Source organism: Aquibacillus kalidii (assembly GCF_014280935.1).
Taxonomy (GTDB): domain Bacteria; phylum Bacillota; class Bacilli; order Bacillales; family Amphibacillaceae; genus Aquibacillus_D; species Aquibacillus_D kalidii.
In genome coordinates this window covers 194,016-206,784 of sequence record NZ_JACLZI010000056.1, presented here as the reverse complement: position 1 = coordinate 206,784, position 12,769 = coordinate 194,016, and the positions used below count along the sequence as shown (strand labels likewise).

Below are 12,769 nucleotides of genomic sequence, written 5' to 3'. Positions count from 1 at the left end.
CACACCTCTACTGCGCTACTACGAGATATCCTTTTTAATTCCAAACATATCCTCCTAACCATATTCAAAATAATTACCAACAATTTAATCAACAAGTAAAGAGTAGATACAAGTAATAATGCAAATTCTATTATAGAGAAATTTTAGGGAGGAATCTAAATGCCTATTCAGAATGACCACGAGATCAAGGAGCTATATGAGATTTCACATAAATTAGAAGAAACCGCTCGTCATGCGAAAAATAACGCGGATATTGAGGAGATTAAACAGGTTCAACAGCAATTGCGTGAGGTACAAGATAAAATCCAACATGCACGTGGTCGTGCGATAAATGGCAGCGGCACGTCTACAGAGCCACTAACAGAAGCACAATTGCGCGTAGAACAAACACAGCACGAAATGGAAAGAGCACTCACTAATTTGAATATTCAGCAGGACAGTGTTCAGCCATAATTAACTACAAAAAGGAGTCTATTCAAATGAATAGGCTCTTTTTTATAAAAACCATTCACATTTTAGTCCCTTCCTACATAAGGTAGTAATGTAACAGAAAAAATTTGGAGGGATAGCGAAGTGGTCAAACGCAGCGGACTGTAAATCCGTTCCCGTTTGGGTTCGAAGGTTCAAATCCTTCTCCCTCCACCATTAATAAGATAAATGATATGGCGGCATAGCCAAGTGGTAAGGCAGAGGTCTGCAAAACCTTTATTCACCGGTTCGAATCCGGTTGCCGCCTTTTCTAATAATAGCCAGATACCACATAACATGAAACGATAGCTAACCGAGTCAATGCTCAAACAAGAGTATTGACTCTTTAGATTTAAGGTTTTGTTAAGGTTGATGTTTAATAATGATTACATAGTAAAAACAATTAACAATAGAAGGAGATATAGATGATGAAAAGAAAAAATAAAAACACATTTAAAGTTGCAGCAACAGTAATTTGTACAAGCCTTCTGTTTGCTTGTAGTAATAATGATACTGGTACAAGCGATTCAACAGAACAATCTAAGGTCGAAGCAGTCTCGGTTTCTAGTGAAGAGGCAAGTACGTCCATTAGTGAGATTGTCACGTATGTAGAGGATGATTATTATACGGACTATGAAACGGAATCTCCTGTCTACATTGAACTGGATGGAAGTAATGCAGCTTTTGAATCAGATGCCCCGGTTATTCAAGATGATAATTTATTGACGATTAAAACTGGTGGAACATTTGTACTTAGTGGAAATTTTAATGGACAAATTGCTGTCGATGCAGAAGATAAAAATACAGTCCGTCTAGTACTGAATGGGGTAGAAATAACTTCATCTGATTCAGCAGCGATAAATGTTATCAATGCTGAAAAAACGACGATTTCCCTTGTAGAAGGAACAGAAAATGTTGTGACGGATGGAAAGGAATACGTTTTTCCGGACTCTGAAACAGATGAACCAAACGCAGCTATTTTCAGTAAGGCTGACTTAACGATAAACGGAACAGGTAAACTAACAGTCAATGGTAATTATAATAATGGTATAGCTAGTAAAGATGAATTAAAAGTAACAGGCGGAAACCTGATAATTAATGCTGCAGATGATGGATTAATGGGTCGTGATCTAGTAGCCGTTAAAGATGGTATTTTTACCATTGAAGCGGAAGGAGACGGAATTAAGTCAACAAACGATGAGAAGGCTTCAAAAGGAAACATCGTACTCGAAGACGGAACATTTAACATTACCTCGGGAAGTGATGGTGTTCAATCTGAAGCAACACTTTGGGTAACAAACGGAACGTACACGATTGTATCAGGTGGTGGTAGTCCAGAAACAATCGAAACGAATGTAGGAAGAATGGGTTGGGGTATGAATGAAACTACATCAGCTGACACAGCTACAGATGAAATAAGTATGAAAGGAATAAAAGCTGTTTCTGCACTGAATGTGACAGGAGGAACTTTTGATATCAATGCTTCTGATGATGGCGTTCACAGTAACGATTCCATTAGCATTTCAGGCGGAGAATTCAAGGTGACTACAGGAGATGATGGAGTCCATGCTGATAATTCCGTTACAACGTCAGGCGGAAACATTGTCATTACAAAAAGCTATGAAGGGATCGAAGGTAAAGTAATTACCATTGCAGAAGGAAAAATAGATATTACTTCTAGCGACGATGGTATTAATGTAGGTGGAGGTAATGATGGATCTGGAATGGACATGCAGGCTTCAGAAGATAACGTGTTGACGATTAATGGAGGATATGTTGTTGTCAATGCTAGTGGAGATGGCTTAGATTCTAATGGTTCGTTTGTAATGACAGGGGGGACGGTGCTTGTCAGTGGACCTACAGAAAGCATGAATGGAACGCTAGATTATGGTGGAACGTTTGAAATGAGCGGTGGCTTGTTACTAGCAGCAGGTAGTTCGGGCATGGTGCAGGCTGCGTCAGAAGCTTCAACACAGAATTCTATTTTGATGACTTTCCCTGAAACACAAGCTGCTGGAACGATTGTTCATGTGGAGGATAGTGAAGGAAATACTATCGCAACATTTGCTCCTGAAAAGACATTCCAATCAGTCTTAGTTGGTTCTCCTGATTTAATAATGGATGAAACCTATGTCCTATATTCAGGAGGTAAATCTACTGGTGATGCAGTAGATGGGTTATATACAGATGGGGAATATCAAGACGGAACAAAAGTGGTAGAATTTACGATTACTGAATCTGTTACGTGGTTAAATGAAAGTGGCATAACAGAAGCGCAAGCTGGAGGTGGTCGTGGAGGATTCGGTGGTAACCAACCACAAGGTGATGGTACGCTAACTCGACCTGAAGATGGTGGTGGCATGCGAGGAGGTATGTTTGACAACCTCGATGATGAAACTAGGGAAAAAGTAGAAGCAATCATGCAACAGCAAAGAGAAGGCACAATCACACAAGAAGAAGCTCAACAACAGCTGGAAGACTTAGGTGTGGAATTCCCACAAATGGGGCAAAGACCACAAAATCAAACAGGAACACAACAATAAAAAAACTGCAAGGGAGTATTATTCCCTTGCAGTTTTTTAGCTATTTTTTTACTTAACAAGAGATTCTCATCATTACAGCAAATAAATAAATTTTACGGGTCAGATAACCGACTAGACGATGAATACTCTACTATAAAAAGAATTATGATTGATTAAAATTAAAGCCAATTCTTGTAAGTGCTCTTCCCAGATTAGCTTCGAAAATTACGTTCTTAAGATCTACGTGAACTTCACGTGCTTTTAAAGCCATATCTGGTCGTACACCTGTCAATATAGGTGTTACCCCAACTAACTTTAACAATTTGACTATTCTCAACAAAGTGGCGCTAACGAATGTATCTATTTTAATTATTCCAGATAGATCGATAATTAAATAGTCAAGGGCCAGTTCCTGACACTTAAATAATGCATAAGAAGTGATTTTGTCGACACGATGTTCATTTATCGATCCAATAATAGGTAGCGCGGCAACTCCTGGTGATATGGAGACAAGAGGTGCCGATAAATTATCAATCTCAAGTTTTGCTTGTTCCAATTCGAGGGCATAAGCAAGAAAAGACGCCATTGTTTTAAAAAGTTCAAAATGATTTTCTGTAAAAGGAACAGATTTTGAATCAAGTCCACATATCGTACCGTAATTTTCCCCGTCTTCATAATAAATGGGGATACCAATGAAACACCCATTTTCAAATCCCTTGGCACCTTCTAGTGAAAGGGTTAATTCGTGTTCACTCAAGTTGGGAATGTAGAGAACTTCTGGGCCAAAATCAACACTTAACTTACAAATGGATTCTTCAAACGGTAAGGAACTGCCTTTCTCTACTAGCACTTTATCCTTATTTAATACTTTGACAATTTTATTAGTTGTTTTATCATTTTTGGCTATAAAGAGTGTATTAATATCTATAAAATTTCCTACTGTATGTAAGATGCTTTCAGATGCTTCTTCAAAGCTGCTAAACGTTTTTAACTTAGCGTTTAAATCAAAATCGTGCCTCATATATCCTCCTGTTTTTGTACATTATAAAACATGTTCCAAAATTTAATAGTATTTCTATTATGCATTTCTTATCTATGTTAGGTCAAACGATTCTTTTTTAAACGTTATAATAAATGAATTCCCTACAGCCGTAGCTCGTATTTTGAAACAGATCGGAAGAACATCCAGATTCCAATTAAACAAATAATAGTTAGAATCACTCCTTGATAGAGGACTCTTTTTTCTAGTTTATCGGTTTAAAAATCAGGGAAGGTACATCCTAATACAGGTAAGTGTGACGAGTATACGGTTTGGGAATCAAAGTATAAACGAAGTCGATAAACAGAAAGCAGGAGGATATATTATGTTTGATCTAACAGGAAAAGTAGCTTTTATTACAGGAGCGGGTAGAGGGATTGGTAAAACCATTGCCCAGGGATTGGCAAATGCTGGTGCAGATGTAGTGTTAGTGTCGCGAACAAAAGAAGAAATAGAGAATGCAGCAAATGGCATTTCAAATGAAACGGGTCGGAAGGCATTAGCCATTGTAGGGGATGTTACCGAAAGTCGTTCTGTTAACGACACGGTAAAAAAAGCCATGGAACATTTCGGACATATTGATATCCTTATAAATAATGCAGGTGCAAGTGTAAGAGAAACAGCCCTAAATCTTTCTGAAGAAAATTGGGACAAGGTGATGAACGTGAACTTTAAGTCCGTATTTCTCATGTCGCAGGCTGTTGGCAAGTATATGGTGGAAAGAAATTTCGGTCGGATTGTTAATATAGCCTCTGTTGCCTCTGCGCTGTCATTGTCATCTGGAACACCATATGGTCCAAGCAAGGCAGGTGTTGTTCAATTAACGAAACAACTTGCAAACGAATGGGCAACCAAAGGTGTAACTGTGAATGCAATAAGTCCTTGGTTTTTTAAAACATCTCTTAATGCGCAGGCTTTGGATAATGATGAATTTCGCTCTGTCCTAGAAAATCGAACGCCAATGAAAAGACTAGGGCAGTTGGAGGAACTTGTTGCCCCAGTTATCATGTTTTGCTCAGATGATGCCAGTTATATTACTGGTCAAAACCTATTTATTGATGGAGGAGTGACTAACTTTGCCTTTTAAAAGGTGAAAGGATCTCGTTAGGATTTTCTGTAGATCTTACCTTAACAAATTTCAATAAGAAATTTTGGTATAAAATTCTAAAAATAATTAAAAATAAAGGGAACTCATCATAGGATAGGAGAAAGAATCCATATGCAGTCATCCCAACAAAATTTGTTGAAAACTCTCGATAAGCTTCAAGAGGAAGTAACAAAAGGTTATATAGAGTATTGGAAGCAATACTCCTCATTTGATACGTGGCAATTCTGGTTTAACTTAACTCTATTAATTTTTCCATTAGTTATTCTATTTTTAAAAATCGATAGATCTAGAGCCATGTTATTAGGATTTTATGGATATAATGTCCATGTCTGGTTTTCCTATATTGATTCTTTTGGTGTGAATTTAAATTATTGGACATATCCGTATCACATTATCCCAATAAGGGCTGTAAATTTTGCTCTGGATGTATCCTTAATCCCAGTTCTCTACATGTTTCTTTATCAATGGATAATAAATAGTAATAAGCATTACTATCTTTATGGGACGGGTTTAAGCTTGTTTTTAGCATTTATCTTTAAACCAATTTTAGTTGCGATGGGGCTATTTCAACTGAATAATGGAGCTAATTATTTTCATTTATTTATAGGCTATTTAACTGTCATGCTATTATCAAAATGGATAACAAATATATTTATCTATTTTGAAAAAAAGTAAAAGATCAAAAGGTTTAGCACGTTATTTAAAGATAGTGAAGGCAATTGAACCAATACACTTTTTTAAGAAAGTGGATGGTTTTCTGGAGGAAGTGTGTGTAAGCAGCTATATCGTCTGCCAGTCAATTGTAATTATAGCCATGCCAAGGTTTATTAGACTTACCGAATCCTATAATATCATGGAAACATGCTTGGCAAAACGTTGAACTGATATTCAAATAATGGGTGGCTGGTCAGTCGTGAACAAATAAAATTGTGTCTTCAACGGTATGGTTAAAAATATTTACCCTGACTCAACACGGACAATGTATCCCAAAATGAATAGCCCCCTTGAGAATAGAAGATTTCATGTTTAAAATCTATTCCAAGAGAACTATCATACTATATTTTAAAACAAAACCATATTCCCGGTTTCTTTTGCATTTTTCTCAGCTTTATTTAATAAGATAATCGTTAACAAAAATAAAAGGCTAAGAATGCCAACTAACCAGGCGAACGGTGAGAGTAATTCAGTAAAGCTTTTGCCTTCTACTACTAATCCACGAATCATTTCTAGAACAAACGTGAGAGGGAAGATATAGGCAATTACTTTCCCCCATACAGGAAAGGCGGCTACTGGTAACCGGATTCCTGCAAAAAATTCCATCGGCTCCTCTAGAATGGTAAATAGAAATGACGCGTCACGAGAAAAAAGAAATACAACATTTAGGAAACCGCCCCAAATGACCGCAGAAACAATCAAAATGACAAAGGCTAGTGGCAGAGCTGACCAGACGATGCTTTGCATTCCTCCAACAATAACGAGCATCAGGACCGTAAATACAGAAAATAGCCAAACCGCTTCAAATAGATTACCTGCCGCACGCCCGTAGACGAATGCTAGACGGGAAACTGGAGTTAAGAATATTAACTCCAACGTTCCAGTCTGCCTTTCGTAAGAAGTTTGCCAGGCCGACTGTACTAAACTCCAAAAAAATATATAGCCAAGGTAACCAGTTAATAGAAACAACATCAAGTCATCTGGATCGAAAAATTCCGCAATCGGTGATGTGCTTCCAAGGTCAAATGGTTTTAAAGCAAAGTAAGAAGTAATGAATAGTAACACGGGCCAAAAAAATAACGATAAATAAATCATTTTACTATGGAAATTATGTTGGTGACTTTTCACCATTTCAGCCCACATTCCATTAATCCAGTTCATGCAGACCGCTCCTTTGCCAATTGTAAAATCGCATCCTCTAGTTTCGGCATTTTCATCTCCAATTTAAAAATGGGTTGATGGTGCGTCATGATGATGTCGAGGAAAACCTGGGTTGGATCGAAGCTTGCGGTGACCTCCCAAACTGTACCATCCCCCGTATCATAAAATTCGATACTAAGTTGCTTCGTTGATGCCGTTTTTATAATATCGTGTTTAAAAGTTTCATTAAGATGTGCGGTCGTCACAATGACTCGGTAATCAAGAACGACGGTGTTAATTATATTAGCCGGCGTATCATGCATCATGACAGTACCTTTATCAATGATATAAACCCGATCACATAGTTCTTCTACTTCTTCCAAGTAGTGGCTTGTTAAAAGCACACCTTTATTCTGTTCCATTGCAAGATCCTTCACAATCGAGCGGAGCTGCTTAGCGATAGGAGCATCTAATCCAAGCGTTGGTTCATCCAAAAACAGGTAGTGAGGCTGATTTAGTAGCCCTCGGGCAATTTGAAGACGCTGTTTCATCCCTTTTGAATAACGTTCAACCGGCAAATCCTGTGCATCCTCTAACTCTACCAGCTTAATAAGTGCGTTGACCCGAGCTGTTAACTCTTTTCCATTTAACCCATAAAGTCTTCCGAAAAATGCTAGATTCTCTTTCCCAGTTAAACGAAAGTAAAGCATCCTTTCGCCACCAGCAATCATATTGACCATTTGCTTCAAGTATCTTGCATCTTGCACAGCATCATGCCCATCAATCGTGATCGTACCAGAAGAGGGAGATAGTAGGGTGGACAACATTTTAATTGTTGTTGTTTTTCCTGCCCCGTTTAAGCCTAGAAGTCCAACGATTTCACCTGGTTCAATCGTTAGATCGATGCCTTTTACCGCATGAACCTGCTGTTTTTCCCTTTTAAACCAACCTTGCTTTTGTTTCACTGTATAAGTCTTCGTAATTGCTTTTGCTTCTAACAAGATCTATTCATCTCCTAACCAAAGTGTTTTTCTAATACGTGACGTTCCATTTTTTGCATCATGATCGTTCCGATTGGAAAATAGATTGCGATTAAACCAAGTAACCAGATTAGGCTTGTGCCGACAGTGGATAAAGAGGCACCTTCAATAAATACTTGACGAAATGCATCTGTTCCGTGCGTGAGCGGCATAATTTGACCAATCCAGTGGATCTGGTTTGGCAAATATTCAATTGGGAAGGTAACACTACAGACTAGACCCATTACCATAAATAGTGTGTTTTGGGTTAAGTATGTATCTCGGAAATAAAGCATAAATCCACCTAGTACAAGGGCTTGTGCAAAAAGACTAACAATGAAGACTAGTAACACAACGAGAGTCCCTATGATATTGACATTGGAAAAAGTTAAACCAAAGAAACCACCGATGATTAAGACAATCACAAACTCTAGACTAAGACGCATAAATCCTTGGCTTAAATACCCGAGAAAGTATCCCTTTCTTGAAGATGGCGTTAGTAAAAGCGCTTCAAGTGTTCCTTCCCGTAACTCAGAGATAATGGCACGACTGACAATCATCAAAAGCGAGACGGAGAACGTGTAAAGTAATGCACCTGAAATGACATAGGATAAATAATTTCCGGTATCAGCATATTGCTGAAATCTACTATCTAGAGAACCGTCAAATACGTAGTGATAAGTTAAGTAAGCAAAAAGCGTTAAATAGACCCCGTTTAAAATATGTCCGATGAAAAAGGACCAAGGATAGGCCCGTTTCATTGTAATTAGGTTACGGATAAAGGTGGCACGGAATGTTAACCACATCTTGTTTATTCCTCCTTTTTTAACAATGGTTGATCGAAGAACTGATCCAGATCAACACGTAGCATTGTTAATCGATCTAGATCTGTTTGATAGAAAACATAGTGACCTTGTCTGTTGCTTGAAATAATCTTGGATTGCTCTAGTATTTTCAAGTGTTTAGAGATTGTTGCCTTTGCTAATTGAAATTCATCGACCAATTGCTGTGTACAGTAGCTGTGATATAAAAGCTTACGCACCATACGAAGGCGAGTCGGCTCAGCTAAAGCTTTCATCAATTCAAGTAGATCAGTTGGAACTTGATCGATCTCCTCGGACTGATGAGGAGAGCTAACGTGTAAATATACCGTTATATCTGACGTCTCCAAACCAACAAGTAAGTGTGGAGCTATAAATGTGGATGGGTAGACGGCAAGGGATGTAATCTGATCCCATGGAAAGCGATACGTTTCGGCTTTATAAAAGGCAAGACCAGATCTGTTCACCTCGAATCGAGGATGAACGGTGTCAAGCGCATTAATCGGTTCTTCATTAAATTTTTCCTTTAGCTCATGTACGGCTTTAATAAGCCAAGGTTCAATTCGGAATAACTCTCTTGCAAAGAACTTCATGTGGTAATCGTACAAGAAATCGATCAATTGTCTTTTAATATAGGAAGGTTTCTCGATCACTAGTTGTTCGTGCTCGGTCCTTGTGTGAGGATCTCGTTCATCATAAGCACCAAGCATGAACCGAGTGAATAATCGATCATCCACTTGAGTCAATTGTTCGATCGCTTCCTCGACATGCTTCTCTTGGATGTTAAGATAATCAATTAAATCTAAGAAGTTAAACCACTGACTCGTCACATCTGAAAAATAGAATAAAGCTTCCTTCATTTCGTTACTAAATGCATCTAATGTTTCTTCTGCCCACTGCTTTCGGGCTAGGTGGTGACATGGTGCCGCTAGAACATGTAAGCTTGTAATCATTTCACGGAATGGGGAATAGACCATGTGCACATGGGTAAATAACCATTCATTATTCAATTTCATCACCTGATTCTTTTGATTCGCCAATTAACGAATCAAAAATATAATTTTGCAAAATTATTCAATATCATAAAGAAGATAATGGTAACTGTCAACAAAAAAATTCCGGGAGGTGCCTGTCACCACCCGGAATTTGTCGAATTTAGTTTATTTAGTTAAGCCGTCTTTGATTGTGTTAATGTTCCATTTCATCATGTTGATATAGGTATCGCCATCTTCGCCTGGTGCACCTAAGGAGTCGGTAAAGACTTTCCCCATAATGGTGACACCTGTTTCATCGGCTACCGCTTCCATACTTCGAGGGTCGATACTTGTTTCTAAGAATAGACCTTTAATGCCTTCTTCCTTAATAATGTCGACAATTCTAGTAATTTGATCAGGTGTCCCTTGATTCTCCTGGTTAATTTCCCAAATGTATTCTGCCCTAAATCCGTAGGCTTCACTAAAGTACTTAAAGGCGCCTTCGCTTGTTACTAGAATCCTTTCCTCTGCTGGTAATTCATTAAATTGTTCGATAGCACTAGCGTGTAGCGTCTCCAACTTTGAAATGTACTCTTCCGCGTTTTTTCTGTAGATTTCTTCATTCTCAGGATCAATCTTTATTAAACCATCTCTAGCATTCTCAGCATATTTAATACCATTTTTAATGCTCAACCAAGCATGGGGATCCTCTTCGCCTTCCTTTCCCTCCGTCGTTAAATACATTGGTTCGACACCTTCACTCATTCGAAAGACAGGCGCATCATCTCCATCTTTTCCGGCTGTTTCCATCAACTTATCAAACCAAGCATTACCTGCTTCTAAATTTAACCCATTGTAGAATACGACATCTGCATCGGTTGTTTTTTGAACATCCTCAGGTAGTGGGTCATACTCATGTGGGTTTGAACCGATCGGTGCTAGACTATGAATCTCAACTAAATCCCCACCAACATTTTGGACAATATCATAAACAATCGAGTAGGTGGTCACTACTTGTACTTTGTCTCCATTTGATATAGAACTACCACTTTCTTTTTCTTGGCTACAAGCTGCAAGCAAAAATATACCGAATAACAAAATTAACGTTAAAATCACATTTTTTTTCACCATTTCCAAATCCTCCCTAATTGAAAAGTAGTCGATCTATATTAAGCCAATGAGGCTTTCTTTTTGTTTGCTTTTATTCGCTTCCATATTAGACCATGCTTAGGTGCAAACAAAAATACTAGGATAAAAATAGCAGTAGCTGCAAGAACGATCGTTGCTCCTGATGCTAAGTTGTAGGTAAAACTACAATAAAGACCAATAATGCTTGAGAGAACACCAATTCCAGAAGCGAGAAAAATCATGATTGATAAGCGCTCTGTTAATAGGTAAGCAGCGGCTGCTGGTGTGATTAACATCGCTACAACAAGTACAATCCCTACCGTTTGTAAGGAGGCGACCGTTACCATTGTCAACAAAGCCATAAGAAAGTAATGAATGAAACGAATGGGTAAACCGTATGCAGCTGCCATGGTTGGGTCAAAGGAAGTAACTAATAGCTCCTTATAAAACAAGTAAACGGCTAACAGTACGACAAGCCCAATGCCAAGGGTAATCCACATATCCGAGGGCCTGACTGCTAATACATTTCCAAATAGAATATGATATAAATCCGTGCTACTTTTCAGCATGGTAATAATAATGATTCCTGCAGCAAATGCAGCTGTGAACATAATCCCGATCGACGTATCATGCTTAATCCGGCTGTTTTGCGTAACGAAACCAATCGCAACGGCAACTACTAGACCAGTGAAAACTGCACCAAAGAAAAAGTTAATGCCCAGCATATAGGAAATCGCCACACCAGGAAGGACAGCATGAGAAATAGCGTCCCCCATTAGCGCCATTCCTCTTAAAATGATAAAACAACCAATAACACCACAAATGATCCCAACCATAATAGAGGTTAATAAAGCTTTCTGTAAAAAACCATAGTGCATAACCGCCTCAATAAATTCCATTAGATAGACACTCCAATCTCTTTCATAAAAGCAAATTGTCCATGATAGGCTCTTGCAATCACATCTGGCTGAAAGACTTCATCCACTGTTCCAAAGCTGATTAATTCTTTGTTTAATAAAACCAATTCATTAAAATAATCATTTGCTTTACTTAAATCATGGTGGACGACTACAACTGTTTTTCCTGTTCTACATTGTTCTTTTAAAAGCTTAATGATTGTTTCTTCACTTGAAACATCAACACCAACAAAAGGCTCGTCAAGAAAAAATAACTCAGCTTCTTGAGCAAGTGCTCTAGCAAGGAATACTCGCTGTTGCTGGCCGCCTGATAACTCCCCAATTTGTCTTTTGCTGAAATGTTGCATCCCAACCCTTTCTAAACATTGATAAGCCCAATCTTTTTCTTGTTTAGCAGGGCGATGAAATAGCTTAATGTGTGGATACGTCCCTAGTAGTACAGTATCTAATACGGTAATTGGAAAATCCCAATCAATAACACTTCGTTGTGGAACATAAGCAATTTTCTTACGCACAACCTTGATCGATTGCCCTAAAATTTTCACATCCCCTTTATCCCGAGGTATTAAATCCAACATAGCTTTAAGAAAAGTCGATTTACCCGCTCCGTTTGGGCCGATAATTCCGACTAGCTTACCAGGCTCGATAGCTAGGTTAATTCCTTTTACTGCCTCATTTCCATGATAAGAAACATGTAAATCGCTAATTGATATTGCGGATTGCATACTATCCACTCCTTTTTTTGTCTAAGCTATAAAAGTTTCCTTAAGGCAAAATTTAGATAAAAAAATATATTGGCTAATTATAGCTATGTAGAGTTCCAGAAATTTGTGTGTAATTAAAAATATTTTTGTTTAAACAACAAAAGTTTACCTAATGCAAATTATATAGACGGAGTAAAAGATGTCAATCATAAAAG

At 38.1% G+C, this 12,769-nt stretch carries 13 protein-coding genes and 2 tRNA genes; 7 read left to right on the top strand and 8 right to left on the bottom strand.

Annotation, left to right across the window (positions count from 1 at the left end; genetic code table 11):
• Positions 1 to 159 precede the first annotated feature (159 nt).
• From H7K77_RS16725 to H7K77_RS16710, 4 genes are all read left to right on the top strand, one after another.
• Positions 160 to 453, top strand: coding sequence for a hypothetical protein (locus H7K77_RS16725; protein WP_186579414.1), 294 nt, complete (start codon positions 160 to 162; stop codon positions 451 to 453).
• A 106-nt stretch (positions 454 to 559) separates the two neighbouring features.
• Positions 560 to 645 (top strand) — tRNA-Tyr (locus tag H7K77_RS16720).
• A 19-nt stretch (positions 646 to 664) separates the two neighbouring features.
• Positions 665 to 736, top strand: a tRNA-Cys gene (locus tag H7K77_RS16715).
• A 160-nt stretch (positions 737 to 896) separates the two neighbouring features.
• Complete coding sequence (locus H7K77_RS16710; protein ID WP_186579560.1) at positions 897 to 3,011, top strand: carbohydrate-binding domain-containing protein; 2,115 nt, start codon at positions 897 to 899, stop codon at positions 3,009 to 3,011.
• A 142-nt stretch (positions 3,012 to 3,153) separates the two neighbouring features.
• On the opposite strand, the gene H7K77_RS16705 is transcribed toward H7K77_RS16710, so the two are convergent.
• Positions 3,154 to 4,011, bottom strand: a complete 858-nt coding sequence (locus H7K77_RS16705; protein ID WP_186579412.1) for an STAS domain-containing protein — start codon at positions 4,009 to 4,011, stop codon at positions 3,154 to 3,156.
• Between the two features lie 343 nt (positions 4,012 to 4,354).
• On the opposite strand from H7K77_RS16705, the gene H7K77_RS16700 reads away from it, so the two are divergent.
• The 3 genes from H7K77_RS16700 (at position 4,355) to H7K77_RS21070 (ending at position 6,017) form a co-directional block, all read left to right on the top strand.
• Positions 4,355 to 5,116, top strand: coding sequence for an SDR family NAD(P)-dependent oxidoreductase (locus H7K77_RS16700; RefSeq protein ID WP_186579410.1), 762 nt, complete (start codon positions 4,355 to 4,357; stop codon positions 5,114 to 5,116).
• Positions 5,117 to 5,248: 132 nt separating this feature from the next.
• Positions 5,249 to 5,812: a CBO0543 family protein gene (locus tag H7K77_RS16695; RefSeq protein ID WP_186579408.1), complete on the top strand. Its 564-nt coding sequence runs from the start codon at positions 5,249 to 5,251 to the stop codon at positions 5,810 to 5,812.
• On the top strand, positions 5,799 to 6,017 hold the full coding sequence (locus tag H7K77_RS21070) for a hypothetical protein (protein WP_222599426.1): 219 nt from the start codon (positions 5,799 to 5,801) through the stop codon (positions 6,015 to 6,017). Before H7K77_RS16695 ends, H7K77_RS21070 begins: the two co-directional genes overlap by 14 nt.
• A 182-nt stretch (positions 6,018 to 6,199) precedes the next feature.
• On the opposite strand, the gene H7K77_RS16690 is transcribed toward H7K77_RS21070, so the two are convergent.
• From H7K77_RS16690 to H7K77_RS16660, 7 genes are all read right to left on the bottom strand, one after another.
• Positions 6,200 to 7,012 carry an ABC transporter permease gene (locus H7K77_RS16690; protein WP_186579406.1) on the bottom strand — a complete coding sequence of 271 codons (813 nt, stop codon included), beginning with the start codon at positions 7,010 to 7,012 and terminating at the stop codon, positions 6,200 to 6,202.
• The gene (locus tag H7K77_RS16685) at positions 7,009 to 7,992 is read right to left on the bottom strand and encodes an ABC transporter ATP-binding protein (protein ID WP_186579404.1); all 984 of its coding nucleotides are present in this window, start codon (positions 7,990 to 7,992) and stop codon (positions 7,009 to 7,011) included. The genes H7K77_RS16690 and H7K77_RS16685 overlap by 4 nt, the downstream gene beginning before the upstream one ends.
• A gap of 14 nt (positions 7,993 to 8,006) precedes the next feature.
• Positions 8,007 to 8,816, bottom strand: a complete 810-nt coding sequence (locus H7K77_RS16680) for an ABC transporter permease (protein WP_186579402.1) — start codon at positions 8,814 to 8,816, stop codon at positions 8,007 to 8,009.
• Positions 8,817 to 8,821: 5 nt separating this feature from the next.
• Entirely contained in the window at positions 8,822 to 9,847 is a 1,026-nt protein-coding gene (locus tag H7K77_RS16675) for an ArsR/SmtB family transcription factor (protein ID WP_186579400.1), read from the bottom strand.
• 144 nt (positions 9,848 to 9,991) lie between these two features.
• The gene (locus H7K77_RS16670; RefSeq protein WP_186579398.1) at positions 9,992 to 10,936 is read right to left on the bottom strand and encodes a metal ABC transporter substrate-binding protein; all 945 of its coding nucleotides are present in this window, start codon (positions 10,934 to 10,936) and stop codon (positions 9,992 to 9,994) included.
• Between the two features lie 38 nt (positions 10,937 to 10,974).
• Positions 10,975 to 11,832: a metal ABC transporter permease gene (locus H7K77_RS16665; RefSeq protein ID WP_186579396.1), complete on the bottom strand. Its 858-nt coding sequence runs from the start codon at positions 11,830 to 11,832 to the stop codon at positions 10,975 to 10,977.
• Positions 11,832 to 12,575, bottom strand: coding sequence for a metal ABC transporter ATP-binding protein (locus H7K77_RS16660; protein ID WP_186579394.1), 744 nt, complete (start codon positions 12,573 to 12,575; stop codon positions 11,832 to 11,834). Before H7K77_RS16660 ends, H7K77_RS16665 begins: the two co-directional genes overlap by 1 nt.
• Between the last annotated feature and the right edge of the window lie 194 nt (positions 12,576 to 12,769).

What these genes read in the sequence shown, in the direction of transcription:
- H7K77_RS16725 (WP_186579414.1), top strand. Translation starts at nt 160, where the DNA reads ATGCCTATTCAGAATGACCACGAGATCAAGGAGCTATATGAGATTTCA.
- H7K77_RS16710 (WP_186579560.1), top strand. Translation starts at nt 897, where the DNA reads ATGAAAAGAAAAAATAAAAACACATTTAAAGTTGCAGCAACAGTAATT.
- H7K77_RS16705 (WP_186579412.1), bottom strand. Translation starts at nt 4,011, where the DNA reads ATGAGGCACGATTTTGATTTAAACGCTAAGTTAAAAACGTTTAGCAGC.
- H7K77_RS16700 (WP_186579410.1), top strand. Translation starts at nt 4,355, where the DNA reads ATGTTTGATCTAACAGGAAAAGTAGCTTTTATTACAGGAGCGGGTAGA.
- H7K77_RS16695 (WP_186579408.1), top strand. Translation starts at nt 5,249, where the DNA reads ATGCAGTCATCCCAACAAAATTTGTTGAAAACTCTCGATAAGCTTCAA.
- H7K77_RS16690 (WP_186579406.1), bottom strand. Translation starts at nt 7,012, where the DNA reads ATGAACTGGATTAATGGAATGTGGGCTGAAATGGTGAAAAGTCACCAA.
- H7K77_RS16680 (WP_186579402.1), bottom strand. Translation starts at nt 8,816, where the DNA reads ATGTGGTTAACATTCCGTGCCACCTTTATCCGTAACCTAATTACAATG.
- H7K77_RS16675 (WP_186579400.1), bottom strand. Translation starts at nt 9,847, where the DNA reads ATGAAATTGAATAATGAATGGTTATTTACCCATGTGCACATGGTCTAT.
- H7K77_RS16670 (WP_186579398.1), bottom strand. Translation starts at nt 10,936, where the DNA reads ATGGTGAAAAAAAATGTGATTTTAACGTTAATTTTGTTATTCGGTATA.
- H7K77_RS16665 (WP_186579396.1), bottom strand. Translation starts at nt 11,832, where the DNA reads ATGGAATTTATTGAGGCGGTTATGCACTATGGTTTTTTACAGAAAGCT.
- H7K77_RS16660 (WP_186579394.1), bottom strand. Translation starts at nt 12,575, where the DNA reads ATGCAATCCGCAATATCAATTAGCGATTTACATGTTTCTTATCATGGA.